18 protein-coding genes and 2 pseudogenes are annotated in these 17,740 nt (G+C 70.6%); 10 read left to right on the top strand and 10 right to left on the bottom strand.

The features are described 5' to 3' along the window. Positions 1-27: 27 nt before the first annotated feature. Positions 28-216, bottom strand: a complete 189-nt coding sequence (locus ACZ44S_RS09965; RefSeq protein WP_466926547.1) for a hypothetical protein — start codon at positions 214-216, stop codon at positions 28-30. Positions 217-347: 131 nt separating this feature from the next. Between ACZ44S_RS09965 and ACZ44S_RS09960 the strand changes: the two genes are divergently transcribed. Together ACZ44S_RS09960 and ACZ44S_RS09955 are read left to right on the top strand one after the other, a co-directional pair. Then, a complete protein-coding gene (locus ACZ44S_RS09960) occupies positions 348-1,229 on the top strand; it encodes a winged helix-turn-helix domain-containing protein (RefSeq protein WP_466926545.1) in 882 nt (293 codons plus the stop codon). A 29-nt stretch (positions 1,230-1,258) separates the two neighbouring features. Continuing rightward, positions 1,259-1,984 carry an HAD family hydrolase gene (locus ACZ44S_RS09955; protein ID WP_466926542.1) on the top strand — a complete coding sequence of 242 codons (726 nt, stop codon included), beginning with the start codon at positions 1,259-1,261 and terminating at the stop codon, positions 1,982-1,984. Here the strand turns inward: ACZ44S_RS09955 and ACZ44S_RS09950 are convergent. Further along, a complete protein-coding gene (locus ACZ44S_RS09950) occupies positions 1,975-2,157 on the bottom strand; it encodes a hypothetical protein (RefSeq protein ID WP_466926539.1) in 183 nt (60 codons plus the stop codon). The two genes, ACZ44S_RS09955 and ACZ44S_RS09950, sit on opposite strands and share 10 nt — an antisense overlap. A 177-nt stretch (positions 2,158-2,334) precedes the next feature. Here ACZ44S_RS09950 and ACZ44S_RS09945 point away from each other — a divergent pair, with 177 nt between their 5' ends. Then, positions 2,335-3,210, top strand: a complete 876-nt coding sequence (locus tag ACZ44S_RS09945; RefSeq protein WP_466926537.1) for a GntR family transcriptional regulator — start codon at positions 2,335-2,337, stop codon at positions 3,208-3,210. 289 nt (positions 3,211-3,499) lie between these two features. Then, positions 3,500-5,656: an aminoglycoside phosphotransferase family protein gene (locus ACZ44S_RS09940; RefSeq protein ID WP_466926535.1), complete on the top strand. Its 2,157-nt coding sequence runs from the start codon at positions 3,500-3,502 to the stop codon at positions 5,654-5,656. 65 nt (positions 5,657-5,721) lie between these two features. Here the strand turns inward: ACZ44S_RS09940 and ACZ44S_RS09935 are convergent, their stop codons facing one another. Continuing rightward, complete coding sequence (locus ACZ44S_RS09935) at positions 5,722-6,621, bottom strand: NAD(P)-dependent oxidoreductase (RefSeq protein WP_466926532.1); 900 nt, start codon at positions 6,619-6,621, stop codon at positions 5,722-5,724. Between the two features lie 50 nt (positions 6,622-6,671). On the opposite strand from ACZ44S_RS09935, the gene ACZ44S_RS09930 reads away from it, so the two are divergent. After that, positions 6,672-7,022 (top strand): winged helix-turn-helix transcriptional regulator, encoded by a 351-nt coding sequence (locus ACZ44S_RS09930; protein ID WP_466926530.1) that lies wholly within the window; start codon positions 6,672-6,674, stop codon positions 7,020-7,022. 150 nt (positions 7,023-7,172) lie between these two features. Here the strand turns inward: ACZ44S_RS09930 and ACZ44S_RS09925 are convergent, their stop codons facing one another. Beyond that, a complete protein-coding gene (locus ACZ44S_RS09925; RefSeq protein WP_466926528.1) occupies positions 7,173-7,877 on the bottom strand; it encodes a FadR/GntR family transcriptional regulator in 705 nt (234 codons plus the stop codon). A gap of 229 nt (positions 7,878-8,106) precedes the next feature. Here ACZ44S_RS09925 and ACZ44S_RS09920 point away from each other — a divergent pair, with 229 nt between their 5' ends. Genes ACZ44S_RS09920 through ACZ44S_RS09905 form a run of 4 tightly spaced genes read left to right on the top strand, consistent with a single transcriptional unit; the run spans position 8,107 to position 12,526 of the window. After that, positions 8,107-9,351 carry an aminotransferase class V-fold PLP-dependent enzyme gene (locus ACZ44S_RS09920; RefSeq protein WP_466926526.1) on the top strand — a complete coding sequence of 415 codons (1,245 nt, stop codon included), beginning with the start codon at positions 8,107-8,109 and terminating at the stop codon, positions 9,349-9,351. A gap of 45 nt (positions 9,352-9,396) precedes the next feature. Further along, positions 9,397-10,692, top strand: coding sequence for an ABC transporter substrate-binding protein (locus ACZ44S_RS09915; RefSeq protein ID WP_466926524.1), 1,296 nt, complete (start codon positions 9,397-9,399; stop codon positions 10,690-10,692). 2 nt (positions 10,693-10,694) lie between these two features. Beyond that, positions 10,695-11,693 carry a carbohydrate ABC transporter permease gene (locus ACZ44S_RS09910; protein ID WP_466926521.1) on the top strand — a complete coding sequence of 333 codons (999 nt, stop codon included), beginning with the start codon at positions 10,695-10,697 and terminating at the stop codon, positions 11,691-11,693. Further along, the gene (locus ACZ44S_RS09905; protein ID WP_466926519.1) at positions 11,690-12,526 is read left to right on the top strand and encodes a carbohydrate ABC transporter permease; all 837 of its coding nucleotides are present in this window, start codon (positions 11,690-11,692) and stop codon (positions 12,524-12,526) included. Before ACZ44S_RS09910 ends, ACZ44S_RS09905 begins: the two co-directional genes overlap by 4 nt. A gap of 18 nt (positions 12,527-12,544) precedes the next feature. On the opposite strand, the gene ACZ44S_RS09900 is transcribed toward ACZ44S_RS09905, so the two are convergent. The 4 genes and pseudogenes from ACZ44S_RS09900 to ACZ44S_RS09885 all read right to left on the bottom strand — a co-directional run bounded on the left by ACZ44S_RS09900 (position 12,545) and on the right by ACZ44S_RS09885 (position 15,765). Then, entirely contained in the window at positions 12,545-13,141 is a 597-nt protein-coding gene (locus ACZ44S_RS09900) for a DinB family protein (protein ID WP_466926518.1), read from the bottom strand. Positions 13,142-13,145: 4 nt separating this feature from the next. After that, positions 13,146-13,616 (bottom strand): annotated as a pseudogene (locus ACZ44S_RS09895) (pyridoxamine 5'-phosphate oxidase family protein). Next, positions 13,613-14,863: an ABC transporter substrate-binding protein gene (locus tag ACZ44S_RS09890; protein ID WP_466926515.1), complete on the bottom strand. Its 1,251-nt coding sequence runs from the start codon at positions 14,861-14,863 to the stop codon at positions 13,613-13,615. Before ACZ44S_RS09890 ends, ACZ44S_RS09895 begins: the two are co-directional and overlap by 4 nt. Further along, complete coding sequence (locus ACZ44S_RS09885) at positions 14,860-15,765, bottom strand: LysR family transcriptional regulator (RefSeq protein WP_466926514.1); 906 nt, start codon at positions 15,763-15,765, stop codon at positions 14,860-14,862. Before ACZ44S_RS09885 ends, ACZ44S_RS09890 begins: the two co-directional genes overlap by 4 nt. A gap of 176 nt (positions 15,766-15,941) precedes the next feature. Here ACZ44S_RS09885 and ACZ44S_RS09880 point away from each other — a divergent pair, with 176 nt between their 5' ends. Further along, on the top strand, positions 15,942-16,526 hold the full coding sequence (locus tag ACZ44S_RS09880; RefSeq protein ID WP_466926512.1) for a DUF6817 domain-containing protein: 585 nt from the start codon (positions 15,942-15,944) through the stop codon (positions 16,524-16,526). A gap of 22 nt (positions 16,527-16,548) precedes the next feature. Here the strand turns inward: ACZ44S_RS09880 and ACZ44S_RS09875 are convergent. Then, positions 16,549-16,973 (bottom strand): annotated as a pseudogene (locus ACZ44S_RS09875) (glutaredoxin domain-containing protein). A 72-nt stretch (positions 16,974-17,045) separates the two neighbouring features. Further along, positions 17,046-17,669 (bottom strand): histidine phosphatase family protein, encoded by a 624-nt coding sequence (locus ACZ44S_RS09870; RefSeq protein ID WP_466926510.1) that lies wholly within the window; start codon positions 17,667-17,669, stop codon positions 17,046-17,048. Between the last annotated feature and the right edge of the window lie 71 nt (positions 17,670-17,740).

Below are 17,740 nucleotides of genomic sequence, written 5' to 3'. Positions count from 1 at the left end.
GAAGGAAGCCGGGAAACCTGCCCCGCCTCAGAGGGCGGGCTTGCCCACCAGCAGGGCGAGCAGCACCGCTCCGGCGGAGCTGACTCCCGGCCTGTTGGCCCTGATGCCCATGGTGAGCAACAGCAGACCGACGAGGCCGGCCACACCGTACCTCCACTGGACGAGCTGCTCGACGGTGATGACGACGACGGCGGAGATCAGAGCGAGGAAGTGCATGGTGTCCCCCCTTGGTGGTCCCGCCAACTCGGTAAAGTTGGCTACCAACTCTTATGAGGTTGTCCCCACTTGGTTGTCCTGCATAAACAACTCCTCAACAACTCCCGCCAGGTGGATCAAAGTTGTAGCGTTTGGTCGTGACCCAGGAGAACGTGGCAGTGAACGGCAGCAGCAGGCTCACGCCCCAGGAGATCGCCGACATCCTGCGGGAGCGCATCCGGGGCGGCGAACTCAAGGCGGGCGACCGGCTGCCCACCCAGGCCGAGCTGGCCGAGGAGTTCGGCGTGGAACGCGGCACCGTCCGCCAGGCCCTGCGCGCCCTCCAGGAGGACGGCCTGCTCAGCAACGTCAGCAAGGGCAGCCCGCCGCGGATCGCCGCACCGGCCCCCGCGCGGGAGGAGCCCCAGCCGACCATGGTGGGACTGGCGCCGCGCCTGACGGACGCCTTCGAAACGCCCCATGTGCGGATCGACGCGGTGTGTCTGACCTCCGAGAGCCTCATGGTGGCGCTCGGTGAGCCGCTCCGGCACATCCACGAGGGCCGCACCCGCCCCGACTCCGTCGACGTCCGCATCCTGCTGCCGTCCCGGAACATCAACCTCGCCTTCCCGGTCCCCGTGGAGGACGGCAACGACGGCGCCAACCCGGTCCACGACCGCTGGCTGTCGATGCGCAACGCGCAGGCCCACGTACTCCGGCACAACCTCCTGGCCCTGCGCGCCACCCACGGCATCGACGTGCACGTCTCGTTCCGTGCGCTGCCCTTCACCCCGCCGGTGAAGCTGTACCTCCTCAACGGGGACGAGGCCCTGCTCGGCTACTACATGCTCACCCGGCGCGAGGAGGAGTGGGAGAGCCACACCCTGGAGATGTACGACGCCCTCGGCTCGACGTCCCTGCTGTTCTCCTTCGTCAAACAGGCCGGTCAGCGGGATCAGGCGTTCGTGGACGAATCCCAGAAGTGGTTCGACGCCCTCTGGGAAACCATCACCACGGACCTGACACTCTCCTAGTGACTTCTGAGACGACACAGACTGATGCGGTGACGGCCGAGACCGAGACGGAACTGAACGAACTGGGGGACCTGATCAAAGGTGTCCGTGTCGTGCTGTGGGACTTCGACGGCCCCATCTGCCGGCTGTTCGCCGGACACTCGGCGGAGCGGGTGGCGAACGACCTCGCGTCCTGGCTCGAGGGGCGGGGTCTGCACGGGCTGCTCACGGAGTCCGAACGCGAGTCCCTGGACCCGCACGTCGTCCTGCGTGCCGTCGACCGCCGGCACCCCGGCAGCGACCTGGTCGCGGAGCTCGAGGAACGCCTCACCCAGGAGGAACTGCGGGCCACCGCGTCGGCGATGCCCACCCCGTACGCCGATCCGCTGATCCGCACCTGGACCGCGGTGGGGACCCGGCTGGCCATCGCCACCAACAACTCGCCGCGCGTGGTACGCGAGTACCTCGCCTCCCGACGGCTCGTCCCCTGCTTCGCCCCCCACATATACGGCCGCACCCAGGAGCTGAACCACCTCAAGCCCGACCCCCACTGCATCCACCGCGCCCTGAACGCGATGGGCGCCGCTCCCACCACCTCCCTGATGATCGGCGACACCCCGTCCGACCTCCACGCCGCTCGGGCCGCGGGCGTACCGTTCCTCGGCTACGCCCGCAACGACCGCAAGAGCAAGCTTCTGCGGGACGCCGGTGCCACCACGGTCGTGGCCTCCCTTGAACCCCTCCTCCGGCTGGTGCGGAACCTGCATCACGCCTGAGTCGTCAGCAGCGTGAGCGCCAGCGCCGCACACAGGACGCGGCCGTTGCGGGGTTCCCGTGCCCAGGCGCCGATGAAGAACAGGAATACCAGAGCGACGGTGCTCGGCTGCGCCGTGACGAGCAGGTCCAGCGTCAGCTCTCCGAGTGCCATGAGCACCTTGGACAGAGGCATGATCCGACCATCTCCCTTCCACTTTCCTGGAAGCTCTCAACTACCCGTCCAATTGGACTGATTGAGCTGACTGTGGTCTGCCCGGCACGGCTGATCCCTTAACCGACAGGCCACTGCCGACCGCTGATTGGCCGGATTGCTGGTTTGCCAATGGACTGGAAGCGGTACGTTCCGGTTGTGGACCGACAGCGGACCGGCAAGGGCGGCGGTGGCAGGGAGCTCCAGCGTGTGGTCGACGAGCTGCGCGGAAGGATAGGGAGCGCCTATCCGGCGGGGTCCTTCCTGCCGGCGCAGCGTGCCCTGGCCAAGGAGCTGGGAGTCTCCCGCGACACCGTCCAGCGGGCGGTGCGGGAGCTGGACAGCGAAGGCTGGACCGAGACGCGGCAGGGCAGCGGCTCCCGGGTGGTGAAGACGCAGCTCATCCAGTCCTCGGCCGCGAAGGCGACGCGGTTGGGCGGGCCGGTGACCCTGGCACCGTTCATCAGCGAGGCCTTCGAGCAGCCGGAAGTCACCCTGGATGTCTACACACTGACGTCCGAGTCGCTCGACGCGCACATCCGGCTCCAGGCGGAGCGCATTCGCGGCGGTTTCATCTCGCCCCAGCGCATCACCCTGCGCATGCTGCTGCCGGACGCGACGCTGCCGCTGCCCTACCCCCGGGTCAAGGACGACCGCGACGATCCCCGCCTCCGGGAACGGCTGGGCACCATCACCGAGTTGCACACCACGTCGCTGGTGGGATCCCTCAGGGACCTGCAGACCGAGGGACTGGTGCCCTCCGTGGACGTCCAGATCCGGACCGCACCTCTCACCCCCACCTTCAAGCTCTACGTGCTCAACGCCGACGAAGTCCTGCACGGCATGTACGGGATCATCGAGCGGCGGCTGGAGCTGGAGCGCGGCGAGGTGGTCACGGCCCTCGACGTCCTGGGTCTCGGCGCCACGCTCACCCACCACGTGAAGGTCGAGGAGCAACCGACGGCCCCGGGATCAGTGTTCGTCAGCAGCATGCAGCAGTGGTTCAACTCGGTCTGGAACCTGCTGTCGGAGTGACGGAGGGGCTTCCGGAAGGGAGATGAGGCTCCCGAACGAGCGCCATGTTGTAGCATTCGCGCACCGATTGAGCAAGCGCTCGCCTCCGTTCGTACCAAGGGGCACACCAGCCAACTCGAACGGGCTTCCGCAGCCTCACGCAGACGGGTGACGCCGTGCCCGATGTGTCCCGGCATGCGGTACTCCGCGTGCGGGAGAGGAGGCCGCATGCCACCGTCAGTTGTGACTCCCCTCGTACCTCCCGGAGCGGCCAGTGGGCGCACCACCTCTTCCCCGATTTGCCCCCGGGGTGCCTACCACCGCGTCCGACGCCCGGCTCCGTGGCTTCGTGGAGCGCGCCACGCGGTGCGGACTGGCGAGCAGCGGTCATCACAACCAGAACTACGTACTGCCGCTGAGCGAGCCGGAGGCACGGCTGCTGGGCCGGGAGCCGGGGACTTCCGTGACGGTACGGATCCGCAGGTCGGAGGCGCTGCCGGTCGTCATCAGGACCTGGGACAACGAGGACGAGATCCTGGGCGCGGTCAAGGGAATCCTGCCGCATGTGCCGCAGTGCCTGGCCAAGGGAGCCGACTTCGCGATCCACAGCTATGTGGAAGGCGTGCCGCTCTCCAGCGTCTGCGGGAACGACAAACCGGTGGACACGCTGCTCATCAAGGCGCTGGCCGGACTGCTCGCCCAGATGGCCCAGGTGCGGCGGAGCACGCTGCCGCCGCTGCCGACCGGCTGGCCCCGCAACGGCACCGACAGCCAGGGCTTCCTGCGCCAGCTGGCGCAGCTGGCGGACCAGCAGATCCGTCAGCCCAATTGGGCTGCCTTTGGCGGACTGTTCGCGGCGCTGGGCATCCCGGAGGACGCGCTGATCAAACTGGCCGGGCGGACGCCCGTCATGGCGCGTCGGCCCTACAGCCTGCTCCACGCCGACCTGCACCGCGACAACCTGATCGTCTCCTACGGTGGAACTCTCCCGCTCATCTGCGTCGACTGGGAGCTGGCGACCTACGGTGATCCGCTCCATGATCTGGCGACCCATCTCGTGCGCATGCGCTATCCGGCTCACCAGTGGCCCGAGGTGATCGAGGCGTGGGAGGAGGCGATGCGCCGCATCCGCCCTGCCGCCGTCAACGGGCTGGCGAAGGACCTGAGCCACTACCTGGCCTTCGAACGGGCGCAGTCCGTCTTCCCCGATGTGATGCGGGCCGCGCGGTCGCTGGAGGAATCGTTCTCCCAGAAGAACCTGGACGAGGCGACGGCGGAGGTGAGCCGGGCGTTGGAAGCGGCCGCCGTACCGCTGCGGCTCAGGAGCGTGCCCGGTGAACAGGAGATCGAACGGGCTCTCTTCCGCTGGGTGGCCTCCCGCCGTGATCTCGGCGGTGCCGAGCGCCGTCCGGCCGTGTCGGCGTTCGGCTGGCAGCCGGACCCCCGGCTGGCCCTGTCGGCGGACTTCCCCGAGGTGGCGGTGCGGGACGCCCTGGCCTCGGAGGGAGCCGCGCCGGCGGGGCGGGTGTTCAAGGGCACGACCCATCTCAACACCGTGGTGCGGGTGCCGACCACCGGGCTTTCCGTGGTGGTGAGACGGAAACTGTCCGAGGTCTGCAGGAGGGAGCCCCACTACCTCAGCGAGCACGCCGTGCTGCGGGCCATCGAGGAGGCGCCCGTCGCCGTGGCCGCGCCGAGGGCCCTGGCACTGGGCGAGACCTACCCGAACGACAGCTTCGCGATCCACACGTACGTCGGGCCACGCCACATCGACCGCCCCCCGAACCATCCCGTGAACGGGCTGCTGCCGCACGAGGCGGACGGTCTCGTGGATCAGCTCTGTGCGCTCACCAGGGTGGACTACAAGCAGCTCGATCCGCTGGCCGGTGAGCGGGGCTTCTACCGGTGGCTCAAGAGCGAGCTCGTCCGTCTCGTCAGGGAACTGCCCCGGAAGACGCAGCAGCTCGCCCGGCAGCTGGGTCTGCCTGACGCCGGGCGTCTGGAGCACATCCTGTCCCGGCAGGAAGTGGGCCACCGGGAACCGTCCCTGCTGCACGGAGACCTCAACCCCTGGAACCTGGTGCGCCGGGACGGATCGGACGCGCTGACCATCATCGACTGGGAGATGGCCCTGGTCGGCGATCCCCTCTACGACCTGGTCCGGCACATGCACCTCACCCCGACCCGGCCGGAGATCCGGGACCGGATGTTCCGCCGCTGGGAGCGCCGGCTGCCGTCCGAATACACCCGTGACTGGCGCGAGGACTGGCAGGTGTACCGCAGGCTGGAGATCGTCCGTTCCGCCTACATCGACCTCGACCGCATCGTGACGGGCGTGAGCCTGGACGCGCCCAACGTCCGCCGCGCGGTGGACTCCTACGCGGTGACCCTGGCCGTCGCCACCGGCGCACTCGGCCTCCCGGTCCGCTCCACGGCGAACCCTTATCTGGCCCGCGCCCTGGTCTAGGGGGTGTCTGACACATGCCCGCGGTGTCGCGGCGTCCGGCACGCACGCTCGCCGCATCCCGGCCCTCAGCGGCGGCCGATCACCTCCGCCACCCGGGTGTATCCGTCCGTGCCGTGGCCCAGGGCGACGACCCGCCGGGCCTGGCCCTCGATCACGCGCATGACGCTCGCGTCGATGCCGTGGGCCTCCGAGGCGTGGACGACGTGGCCCATGGTCGACACCGCCGAGGTGATCGGGTTCAGCTCGCCCGAGTAGGTGCCGGCGTCGCTGTCGGCCGCGAACTCGGTGAACAGCGGCGGCAGGATCGCGGCGATGCCCTGGGCGAACGGAGCGAGGTCCGCGCCGGTGACGCCCTCCGCCCGGGCCACGGCGAGGGCGTGCACATAGCCCGCCATCGCCGTCCAGAAGATGTCGAGCAGCGCGATGTCGTAGGCGGCGGCCCGGCCGGGGTCCTCACCGAGGTGGGTGTGGCTGCCGCCGAGCGCCGCCAGTACCGGCCGGTGTTCCTCGTACGACTCCGACGGGCCACTGTGCAGGAACACGGCGTCGTCCGTGCCGATGGTCGGCGTCGGGGTCATGATCGCCCCGTCCAGATAGCGGATGCCGTGTCGGCCGGCCCACTCGGCGGTGTCGCGGGCGCGTGCGGGGGTGTCGGCGCTCAGGTTCACGACCGTGCGGCCCTTGAGGGCGGCGGTGACGGCGTCCTGGCGCAGTACGGCGTCGGAGGCGTCGTAGTTCACCACGCAGACGACGGTCAGCGGGGAGGCGGCGACCGCCTCCTCGGGCGAGGGCGCCGGGACCGCGCCCCGCGCGATCAGCTCGCCGTCCCGGCCCGGGGTGCGGTTCCAGACGGTCGTGTGCAGACCGGCGTCCAGGAAGGCGGCGGCCAGCGCGCGGCCCATCGGGCCGAGACCGAGGACGGTCACGGCGGCCGCGGCGGCGGGACGGTCGGTGTACTCGGACATGCGACAACTCCATTAAGGTATAGGGCAATTGCTGAGGAAAGGGGCGGAGCATGGTGCACCGGCGCCACGATCCGAACGTCTGCGGGGTGACGGCCGCGATCGCCGTGATCGAAGGCAAGTGGAAGACCACGCTGCTGTGGCTGCTGGAGTCCGGTCCGCACCGCCCGGCCGAACTGCGCCGACGGGTGCCCGGCCTCAGTGAGAAGGTACTGACCGACGCGTTGCGCGAGATGGAGGCGGACGGCGTGGTGCACCGGGAGGCGTACGACGTGCTGCCGCCGAAGACGGTCTACTCGCTGACCGCGTTCGGCCGGGAACTCGCCGAGGCGCTGGCACCCCTGTCGGACTGGGGCCATCGCCGCCTGGAGAAGCTGGCCGAGGTCCTTCCCCCGGCCTCATGACGACGCCCGGCCTCATGACGACGCCCGTCCGCGTGACGACGCCTGACCGCACCACCTCCGTCCGCTGAGCGCCTCCGGTCGGTCCACCACAAGGTTCGCCCGCGCCGCGCGGCCTGCCAAGTACGCACAAAAAAGTGGGTGGGCCCCGGCTCAGACCGCGGAGTCGGTCTCCTCCTCCACCGGCGGCATCAGTGCCCGCAGCCAGCGTTCCGTCTGGGCGACATGGGCCTCGGCCGCGCCCGCCGCCGCGCCGGGGTCGCGGTCGGCGATCGCGGTGGCGAGGATCCGGTGGTCCGCGTCGCTCTTGCGGCGCAGGTCGGGGCCCTCGGGGAGGGTGAAGACCTGGTACTTGCGGGAGCGCGCGCGGAAGACCGCGAGCAGGGAGGCCAGGGTGGGGTTGCCGCTCGCGCGGGCGATCTCGGCATGGAAGCGGTGGTCGAGTTCCGAGGCCTCGGTGGGGTCCTCGGTGGCCTCCATGGCCTCGATGAGGGAGAAGAGCCTCTCGACGGTCTCGGGCGTCGCCCGGGCGGCCGCCTTGGCCGCGACATGGGCCTCCAGGACGCGCCGGATCTCGTAGACCTCCAGCAGGCCGGGCAGCGGCAGGAGCTGCAGGGTCAGCGAGAGGCTGCCGATCAGGTCCTCCGGCCTGAGCTGGGAGACATAGGTGCCGGAGCCGTGGCGGGGCTCGATGACGCCCAGGGCCGCGAGCATGCGCACCGCCTCGCGCAACGAGCCGCGGGAGACACCCAGTTCCTCGCAGAGATCGGCCTCGGGGGGAATGCGCTCGCCGGCGCCGAGCCGTCCCGTCGCGATCATGTGCCGTAGGCCGTGGAACGCCTTGTCGACTGCGGACATCCGATCCCTCCCCTGACGGGCCGACGTCGGCGCGCGCCTGCCCCGAGTGCACTGTAGCGAGACGAGAGATCAGATGTCTTCGATGTGTCGGCCGTAAGTCATCCGATATCTCTTGGCGCAGAGGGCTTGTCATGGCCGAAAAGTGCATGCCACCATCCCGAGTCATCATACGTCTCGGCCTGAGGGTCTGATGTCCCCGGGTCTGATGTCCCTCGCGGATGGGAGTCATGTGAGCGACACCGAGGTCACCACCGCCCCCCGCCCCCTGCTGCTGGCCGACGGCCGGCCGGCGGCGCGGGCGTGGTCGCTGGATCCCGCTCTGCGCCATCTCAACCACGGCTCCTTCGGCGCGGTGCCGCTGGCCGCCCAGGAGCGGCAGAACGAGCTGCGCACGGAGATGGAGGGCGCGCCGGTGGTGTGGTTCCCCGAGTTGCCGCGGCGGCTCGCGGCCACCCGGGTCGGCCTCGCGGGCTTCCTCGGCGCGGACCCCGGCGACCTCGCCCTGGTGCCGAACGCGAGCGCCGGCATGAGCGTCGTGTACGCCAATCTGGAGCGGCGGCGCGGCGGGGAGATCGTCGTCACCGACCACGGCTACGGCGCCGTGACGATGGGCGCCGAGCGGCTGGCGCGCCGCTGGGGCGGCCGGGTGCGCACCGCCCGGGTGCCGCTGGACGCGGACGAGGAGCGGGCGTACGAGGCGGTGATGGCCGAGGTGGGGGAGGGCACCGACCTCCTCGTCATCGACCAGATCACCTCGGCGACCGCCCGCCGGCTGCCGGTGGAGCGGATCGGCGCGGAGGCGCGCCGGCGCGGTGTCCCGCTGCTCGTGGACGGCGCCCACGCGCCAGGGCTGATCGACGCCCCGCTCTCCGGGCTGACCTGCGACTTCTGGGCGGGGAACCTGCACAAGTGGGCCTGCGCGCCGCGCGGCACGGCGGCCCTGGTGGCCCGCGGTCCGCTGCGCGACGGGCTGTACCCGCTGATCGACTCCTGGGGCGCCGCCGACCCCTACCCCGACCGCTTCGACCAGCAGGGCACCGTCGACGCCACCCACTACCTCGCCGCGCCGACGGCCCTCGACTTCGTCGGAACGACCTGGGGCTGGCCCGCCGCCCGCCGCTACATGGACGAGCTGGCCGGATACGCCGAGCGGGTCGTGGGCGCCGCGTTCGCCGCGCTGACCGGCACGGACGCCCGCGTCGACGTGGGCATGCCCGTGCCCGGCATGCGGCTGGTGCGGCTGCCCGAGGGCCTCGCCGACAGCCGGGTCACCGCCGACGCCCTGCGCGACCGGGCCGCCGCGGAACTGGGCGTCGAGGCGGCGTTCACCGCCTTCGGCGGCGTCGGCTACTGGCGGCTCTCCGCCCATGTCTACAACACCGCCGAGGACTACGAGTACTTCGCCGAGCGGTGCGTTCCCGTGCTCGGTGAGTGGGCCCGCGCGGCGCGCGCCCAGCAGCACCGCACCCCCTGAGGCCACGCCGCCGTATCCCCTCCACCCAAGGAAGAGGTCGCCACGATGAGAAGAAGGACGGCAGCTCTCGCGCTCGGCACCGCCGCCGCGATGGTCCTGACCGGCTGTTCCACCATGAGCCCCGGTGAGAGCGGGACGGTCACCCTCAACATGGTCGAGAGCCTGACCAACCCCGCCCGCACCGATCTGCTGAAGGAGCTGATAGCCGACTTCGAGAAGCAGAACCCGAAGACGAAGGTCAACCTGGTCTCCCCGCCCACCGAGCAGGCCGACCAGAAGATCCAGCAGATGCTCCAGTCCGGCAGCGGCGTGGACGTCCTGGAGGTGCGGGACATCACCGTCGGGCCGTGGTCGAACAACGGCTGGCTGTACGACATGAAGAAGGACCTCGCCGACTGGAAGGGCTGGGAGGCCCTGACGGACAACGCCGTCGAGGCGTCCGAGGACGGCAAGGGCAGGACGTACTTCGTCCCCTACGGCTTCTACGGGCTGAGCCTCTTCCACCGCACCGACCTGATCGAGGAGGCCGGCTTCGACAAGCCGCCGGCCACCTGGGAGGAGCTCCTGGAGCAGGCCTCCAGGATCCACAAGCCGTCGGAGCGGCGGTACGGCTACGCCTTCCGGGGCGGCGCCAACGCGCACAGCAACGCCACCGCCGCGATCGAGGCGTACGTCGCCGACGACATCGACCCGGCCAACGGCTACCTGCTGAAGGACGGCAGCACGATCTTCTCCGCGCCCGAGGCGCTCGACGCGATGGAGACCTATCTGAAGCTGTTCGAGGAGGCGTCGCCCGAGTCGTCCGTGGCATGGGGCTACCCGGAGATGGTCGAGGGCTTCTCCAACGGCTCGACCGCGTTCCTGCTCCAGGACCCCGAGGTCATCGCGACGGTCTCGGAGTCCAAGTCGATCCAGCAGGACCAGTGGAGCACCGCCCCGCTGGTGGCGGGACCCAGCGGAAAGACCGTGCAGCCGCTGGCCACCGCCGGCTGGGGCGTGGCCGAGGGCAGCAAGCACAAGGCGGAGGCGGTCAAGCTCGTCGAGTTCCTGTCGCAGGGCGAGGCGTCGACGGCGTTCACCAAGAAGAACAGCCTGGTCCCGATCCTGAAGTCGGCGGCGGAGGACGAGTTCTACAAGACGGGCCCCTGGGCCAGCTACGTCACCATGACGGAGAACCCGGACAAGTACCTCGTCGTCACCCAGCCGCGCGGTGTCGCCTGGTGGGCCGAGTGGCAGCAGCGCGCCGACACCGACGTGCAGAAGATGATCCTCGGCAAGCTGACGCCGAAGGAGCTGCTCGCGGGCTGGGACGCGTACTGGACCGAGAAGTGGAAGAAGTAGCGATGTCCACCACGTCCACGCGCGACGTACGCAAGGCGCCCCCCGCGCGGAAGGGGGGCGCCCCGCCCGTGAGGACCGGGCGCCGGCGGGAGTTCACCACCCGGCGCGGTCTGGTCATCGCGGCCTTCATGGCGCCGGCCGCGGTCTTCGTGGCGATCTTCACGTACTACCCGATGATCGCCGGCAGCCAGATGGCGTTCCGCAACTGGAACCTGACCGACCTCACCGACACCTCCTGGGTGGGCCTGAAGAACTTCCGTGACGTCTTCACCGACCCGGCCTGGGGCACGGTGCTGGACAACACCCTGCTGTGGGTGGTCGGTTCGATCGTGCCGCAACTGGTGATCGGGTTCGCCATCGCGCTCTGGCTGCGCCGGAGGTTCCGCTTCCGGGGGCTCTACCAGGCGCTGATCTTCTTCCCCTGGGCGATCTCCGGATTCCTCATCGGCATCCTGTTCCGCTGGCTGTTCAACAGCGAGTTCGGCGTCGTCAACGACCTGCTGCAGAAGGCGGGGCTCATCGACGAGCCGATCGCCTGGCTGGCCGATCCGGACACGGCGATGATCGCCGTGCTGATCGCCAACGTCTGGTACGGCGTCACCTTCTTCGCGATCATGATCCTGGCCGCGCTCCAGTCCATCCCCGACGAGCTGTACGAGGCGGCGGCGCTGGACGGCGCGAGCCGGACACGGACCCTCTTCCAGATCACCATCCCCTACATCCGTACGACGCTGGCGCTGACGGTGCTGCTCCGCGTCATCTGGATCTTCAACTTCCCCGACCTGATCTTCGGCATGACCGGCGGCGGTCCGAACAACGAGACGCACATCGTGACCACCTGGATGATCAAGATCACGCAGCAGGGCGACTACGGCAAGGCGTCCGCCCTCGGCCTCCTGGTCGTCGCCATCCTGCTGGTCTTCACGGTGTTCTTCCTGCTCGCGACGCGGGAGCGGACGGGCATGACACGGGGCTCCCGAAAGCGAGGTGCACGGGCGTGATCGGCAAGGAAACGACGGCCGGCCGGGCCACCAAGTTCACGTTCCTGGGCCTGTGGCTGGTCTTCTCCCTCTTCCCCCTCTACTGGATCACCGTCACCTCGCTCAAGGCGCCCGGTGACATCTTCGCCTTCCCCATCGCCTACTGGCCCGAGCACTTCTCGCTGGAGAACTACCAGGGCCTGTTCGGCACGGCCGACTTCGGGACGTACCTGGTCAACAGCCTGGTGGTGGCGACCGTCGCGGGAGTGGTCGCCACGGCGATCTCGACGCTGTCGGCGTACGTCCTGGCGCGGTTCGAGTTCCGCACGAAGTCCGCGCTGCTGATGGCGGCGCTGGTCACGCAGATGATCCCGTCCTTCATCGCGCTGGGCCCGCTGTACCTGCTGATGACCGACCTCCGTCTGGTCGACAACCGGCTCGGGCTGATCCTCGTCTACATCGCCGTGTGCATCCCCTTCTGCACGGTGATGCTGCGCGGCTTCTTCGCCAACATCCCGGACGCCCTGGAGGAGGCCGCCATGATCGACGGCCTGTCCCGGCTCGGGGCGCTGATCCGGGTCCTGCTGCCGGTGATGCGCCCCGGGATCGTGGCCGCGTTCATCTTCAACTTCGTCAACTGCTGGAACGAGCTGTTCCTGTCGGTGACGCTGATGAACAGCGACGGGAACAAGACCGTGCCGACGGCCCTGAACGGCTTCATCTCCAGCTTCAACATCGACTGGGGCTCGATGTCCGCCGCGGCCGTCCTCACCATCCTCCCCACCATGATCCTCTTCGCCTTCGCCAGCCGCCACATCGTGCAGGGGCTCACGTCGGGGGCGGTCAAGGGGTGATCCGGGGGCCGACGGCGGTCACTCCCGCCGTCCGGCCTCCCGGGCCACCCGCTCCAGCCGGCCACGGTACGCCTCCCACCAGGCCGGATCGGTGGACGGCAGACTGTTCGCGTCCCGGCCCTCGCCCGCCCCGCCGTCCAGCAGCTCCCGGAGGATGTCGGCGTGCCCCGCGTGGCGTTGGGTGTCGGCGACGACGCGGACCACGGCGTGGTGCAGGGTCAGTTCGCTGCGGTCCTCCGGCCACCAGGGCACCCTGCCGGTCGTGTCCAGGGGCAGGGCGTCGAGCGTGGCGTCCGCGTGCGCCCACGCCCGGCGGTAGAGGTCCACGACGAACGCGCGTGACTCGTCCGCGGTGGCCCACATGTCCCCGTTGGTCTCCGCGGCGTCCGCGAGCCAGGGCAGCGGCTCGCCGGACGGGCGGCCGAAGGTGTCGCCGAGGTAGCCGAGTTCTATGCCGGCCACGTGTTTCACCAGGCCCAGGAGGTTGGTGCCGGTCGGGGTCATCGGGCGGCGGATGTCGTACTCGGAGAGGCCCTCGAGCTTCCACAGCAGGGCGTCGCGGGCCTCCTGGAGGTAGCGGTGGAGGTCGGACTTGGCGGTGCCGGACACGGTCATGGGGTCAGTCTCCCGCGCCGGCCGGGTCCAGCCACCGGCCTTCGCGCATCAGGGTGCGTCCGCGCAGCTCGTTCGCCTCCCGCCAGGCCTGGACGCGGCGCGGCCGGATGCGGACGTACGGGTACGGCTCGTCGGTCCTGCGCGGGTCGCATCCCGTCTTCGCCGCGAACGCGTCGCCCGTGTCGGCGCCGAGCTCGGTGATGTCCACCGGTTCGGCGGTGCCGTCGACGAGGACGATTCACGGGTCGGTCCGACGCCGACGCGTACCCGGGTCGGCCGACAGGTGGCGGCTGGTGAGCGAGGCACGCGGCGTCGAGACGAGGAGGGCGGTCCCGTCCCGGAGGAACGACAGCGGGACCAGGTGGACGCCGCCCGGGGTGCCCGCCGTGGCGACCCGGAGGTCGACGTCGTTCTCCAGCCGGGCGTGTGTGTCCCGCAGTCTCTGCTCGAATCCACGCGGCGGAGCGTCCGTCATGATTCCTCCGGTTCCTCGGCGTCAGGCATGTGCTGTCCCGTGCAACTGCCCCCACGCCAGGCCCTGTCCGCGGGCCGGCGCTTCTCCGGAACCGACCGGCTGTGCAGCACCCGGAAGCGGCCGGGGTCCGCCGGATCCCGGTCGGCGACCTGGACGGGCGCCCCGTCCCACTGCCACACCCCGATGCCGGGCAGGCGGGAGAAGCCGATCCGCCCGCGCGTGCCCTCGACCGCGACCCGGGGCCAGGACGCGGCGGTGCGTGCCCGGTCCGTGCCGTGCGGACGCAGCGCTTCGGCGAGGACGGCCACCGTGTCGTAGCCCTCGAAGGCGACGAAGGAGGGTGCCTCGGCCAGCCGTTCGCGCAGGGCCGCCCCGACCCGTTCGCCGAGCGGGGTCATGCGCCCGGGCAGATAGCGCAGGAACGGGACCGCGGCGCCGTCGCGGCCCAGGGCGGTCGCCCAGTCGGTGAACTCCGGCTGCCCGGCGGGAGCGCCGATCGTGATCCCGGCGAGGCGCCGGTCGCGGCGGACGGCCCGGACGAGCGACACGGCCGGCTCCGGGTGGCCGGCCAGCAGGAGGAGCACCTTCGCACGATGGGCGACGAGTGCGTCGCACACGGCCGCGGGGTCGAGCGTGCGCAGGTCGAGATCGGTGACCGTGGCGCCGCGCGGGGTGAGGTGATCGCGCAGGATGCCCGCCCCGGACGCCCAGTAGACACTCGGTTCGGCCGCCACGGCGATGCGCCGGTGCCCGGCGGCGAGCAGGTGGTCGGCGTAGAACCGCCAGCCGTGGGACTGCGGCGGCGCGAGGCGGGCGACCCATTCCGTCGGCTGCTCGGTGAGCCGGTCGAGCACCGCCGACGAGCAGAGGAACGGCAGGCCGAGGGCGTCGGCCCGGGCGGCGGCCGCACGCGCGACGACGCTGTGGTACTCGCCCGCCAGCGCGGCCACGCCCATGCGGTCCAGTTCGTCCACGGCGGACGCGGCCCGCCGCGGATCGGCCGCGGTGTCCCGGACTACCAGCTCCAGGGGCCGTCCGCCGATTCCGCCGGCGTCATTGACGTCGCGGACGGCCAGTTCGAGCCCGGCGAGCAGATGCCGGCCCGCCTCGGCCCAGCCGGGCCGGGTCAGCGGAGCGAGCGCGCCGATCAGCACGGATGACCTTGCTTTCCCCACCCTGGTGTCCTTTTCTCTCAGGCCGATGCGATCCCCCTGCCCGGAGGGCATCGACGTGACCGGTGTGTTCATGCGCCGGCGGCCTTCTCCGTGCAGCTGCTCGCGACGGTCTCGGCGAAGACCCGGGCGAGCGGGGGAAGGGCGTCCCAGCGGCGCACGGCCCAGCCGACGGGGAGCGGGGGCAGGCCGGGGACGGGAACGAGACGGAGGGGCCCGTGGTCACCGGGTACGCGCCAGCCGGGCAGGGCGGGTACGACGGCGTGGCCGAGGCCGAGTTCCGCCAGCAGGAGGGCCGTGTCCCAGTCGGCGACGCTGGTGTCGGACCTGGTCCGGACGCCCAGTTCGGCGAAGGCGGCGTCGAGGCGGAGGCCCGAGGTGGAGTTGTGCGGGAGCCGGATGAGGCGGATGCCCTCGAGATCGGCCACATCGACACGGGTCCGGCCGGCGAGCGGATCGTCGGCGCGGACGGCCAGGACCCAGGGCAGGTCGATCACGGGGCGCTGCTCGACCCCGCGCACCGGGCCGCCGATGGTGACCCAGGCGAGATCCAGATGGTCGGCGGTGAGGGCGTCGAAGCAGCTGCGGCTGGAGGTCTCCGTCTGGAACTCCAGGTTCACCTGCGGATAGCGCCGCCGGAAAGCGACGACGGCCTCGGACATGAAGTGCCGCACGGTCGTTCCGCCCGTGGTGACGCTTACCGAGCCGCTGTCGCCGTGCACGAGGTCTCCCAGACGCCGCAGGGCCACGTCCAGACCGGCGATGCCGTCGGCGGCGGCGTCCCACAGGACACGCCCCGCCTCGGTGGGCACGACACCGCGCGGCCGGCGTTCCAGGAGACTCACGCCGGTCTCCCGCTCCAGCCGCTTCACATGCTGGCTCACCGCCGACTGGGTGCGCTCCAGCTCCCGGGCGACGGCGCTCAGGCTCCCCGCCCGGCATACGGCGACGAAGACGCGCAGATCCTCCAGAGTCACAAACCCAAGTTATAGCTTGGGTGTTGGGAGAAATTCATAGGATTGACCGGGGTCGCCGAGTCCCGCGATGATCGGCGCAGGGCCCAGGCGGCAACCCGTCCGGCGCTTTCGTGGGGTCCGGACCCCGAGCGAGGGCACGGACGGGTGCCGACCGAGCGATGGAAGGACCCCGTCCCATGCCCGCTTCCCCTGCCGATGCCGATGCCGATGCCGTTGCCGACCGTGCCGTCGCGCTCCTGTGCGAGCTCGGTGCCGCGGACCTCTCTCACCCGGGCGGCACCCTCCTCGCGCACGTCCAACGCGTCCGGAACCAGCTCGCCGGATGGGGCGCCCGCCCCGCCCTCCAGCACGCGGGCCTGTGCCACGCGTTCTACGGCACCGACGGCTTCCCCGCCGCCCCGCTGTCCTTGGACCGCCGCGGCGAACTCGCGGCGGTGATCGGCACGGAGGCCGAGGCGATCGTGTACCTCTACGCCTCGTGCGACCGGGAGGCCACCTACCCGGCGCTCGCGGACGCCGACGCCCCCTTCCACGACCGGTTCACCGGCCGTTCCCACGTTCCCGGGCCGCAGGAGCGCCGGGACTTCGCCGAGCTGTCCGCCGCCAACGAACTCGACCTCGCCCGCATCGACCCCTCCTTCCGCGAGCGCTGGGGAGCCGACCTCCTCGCCCTGTTCACCCGCATCCGCCCCCTGCTGAGCCAACCGGCCTGGTCGGCCTGCCGGACCGTTCTCGCTCCGGAGTCGCTTCCGCGTCCCTGAGGACACCGGCCGCTCCGCGCGATCAGAGCTGTCCGCGTACCCATCCGGGATCGGGATTCGTGTGTGGCCGCCCCGCCACGACGACGGTCGGCACGGTCTCGTCACCGTCGTTGGCCGCCCTCACCTCTGCCGCTCCTGCCGGGTCGCGCCAGATGTTGACCCAGTGCAACTGGCGCGCACTGCGGCCCAGCCGGGCGCGCAGCCGGATGCAGTACCTGCACCCCGGCCGCCAGAAGACGACCGGCCGGCCGTCGGCCGCACTGCGGCGTCGTGCCTCCTGCGCACCGATGGACCTCGGGAAGATCAGGGGTGAGTTCACACCGGCCGGCGCCAGAAACGCCGGCAGGAGTGCTGCGGCCACGCCGGGGTTTCCCTTGAGGATCTGCCGGTTGCGACGGCCGCGCCGCTGAGCACCAGCACAATTGGCAGAACCCAAGCGCGCATCATGGTGACGAAGGCTACCGACGAGTGGAAGATCCGGATACCGCACACCGACGCCCTCCAGGCGGGCCTTCTTGGTCAGATGTGGAGTTCGGGCGGGAAGCCGGTCCACCGCAGTTCTGCGGGCAGGTGCCGCATGTCGTTGCAGAGCAGCACGGAGGACGGTCTGCCGGGTGCGTATCGGATGACCGTCAGTGCCGCGTTGCCGTGGTTGAGGCCCATCCAGCGCCACTCGGGAGCGTCGAGGGCGGCGCGGATCAGCCAACCGATGAGGAAGTTGTGGGTGACGACCAGTTCATGGCGGGGGCGATCGCCCTCGACGGTGCCCGTGAACTCTGCGAGGGCCTCCCGGGCCAGTGCTGGACCGCGGTTGCGCTCCTCCTTCGGAACCTGAGCGAGGAAGCTGAGCATGGCGTCGGCCGAATCCGGCGGCAGCTCCTCTCTCGCAGGCAGGTAGGGGATGTAGTCGCCGGCCGGCTCCGACTGGTGCAGTGGGACGGCGTCCAGTCGTGTGCTGATCAGCCGGGCCGTCTGCCGCGCCCGGGGCAGCGGCCCGTGGTGGATCACCGAAAGCGGGGCGCTCCGAAGCCGTTCACCGAGGAGAAGGGCTTGGCGCCGGCCGCTCTCCGTCAGGGTCGTCTCGTCTGCTGACGCTTCACCGTGCCGGGCGAGATAGAGGTACCGAGCAGCTGTGTCCGTCATGCCCCGGGTCTCCTGGCCATCCGTGATCTTGTAGGTCAGGGAGGGACGCTGAGCTCTTGCTGCATGGTTCC

Source organism: Streptomyces malachitofuscus (assembly GCF_055571035.1).
This window is presented reverse-complemented; position numbering and strand designations above follow the sequence as displayed.

Bases quoted from the DNA above. Each gene is read 5' to 3' on its own strand.
- ACZ44S_RS09910 (WP_466926521.1), top strand. From the start codon at position 10,695: ATGTCCACCACGTCCACGCGCGACGTACGCAAGGCGCCCCCCGCGCGG.
- ACZ44S_RS09915 (WP_466926524.1), top strand. From the start codon at position 9,397: ATGAGAAGAAGGACGGCAGCTCTCGCGCTCGGCACCGCCGCCGCGATG.
- ACZ44S_RS09930 (WP_466926530.1), top strand. From the start codon at position 6,672: ATGGTGCACCGGCGCCACGATCCGAACGTCTGCGGGGTGACGGCCGCG.
- ACZ44S_RS09925 (WP_466926528.1), bottom strand. From the start codon at position 7,877: ATGTCCGCAGTCGACAAGGCGTTCCACGGCCTACGGCACATGATCGCG.
- ACZ44S_RS09900 (WP_466926518.1), bottom strand. From the start codon at position 13,141: ATGACCGTGTCCGGCACCGCCAAGTCCGACCTCCACCGCTACCTCCAG.
- ACZ44S_RS09890 (WP_466926515.1), bottom strand. From the start codon at position 14,863: ATGAACACACCGGTCACGTCGATGCCCTCCGGGCAGGGGGATCGCATC.
- ACZ44S_RS09935 (WP_466926532.1), bottom strand. From the start codon at position 6,621: ATGTCCGAGTACACCGACCGTCCCGCCGCCGCGGCCGCCGTGACCGTC.
- ACZ44S_RS09965 (WP_466926547.1), bottom strand. From the start codon at position 216: ATGCACTTCCTCGCTCTGATCTCCGCCGTCGTCGTCATCACCGTCGAG.
- ACZ44S_RS09880 (WP_466926512.1), top strand. From the start codon at position 15,942: ATGCCCGCTTCCCCTGCCGATGCCGATGCCGATGCCGTTGCCGACCGT.
- ACZ44S_RS09870 (WP_466926510.1), bottom strand. From the start codon at position 17,669: ATGACGGACACAGCTGCTCGGTACCTCTATCTCGCCCGGCACGGTGAA.
- ACZ44S_RS09950 (WP_466926539.1), bottom strand. From the start codon at position 2,157: ATGCCTCTGTCCAAGGTGCTCATGGCACTCGGAGAGCTGACGCTGGAC.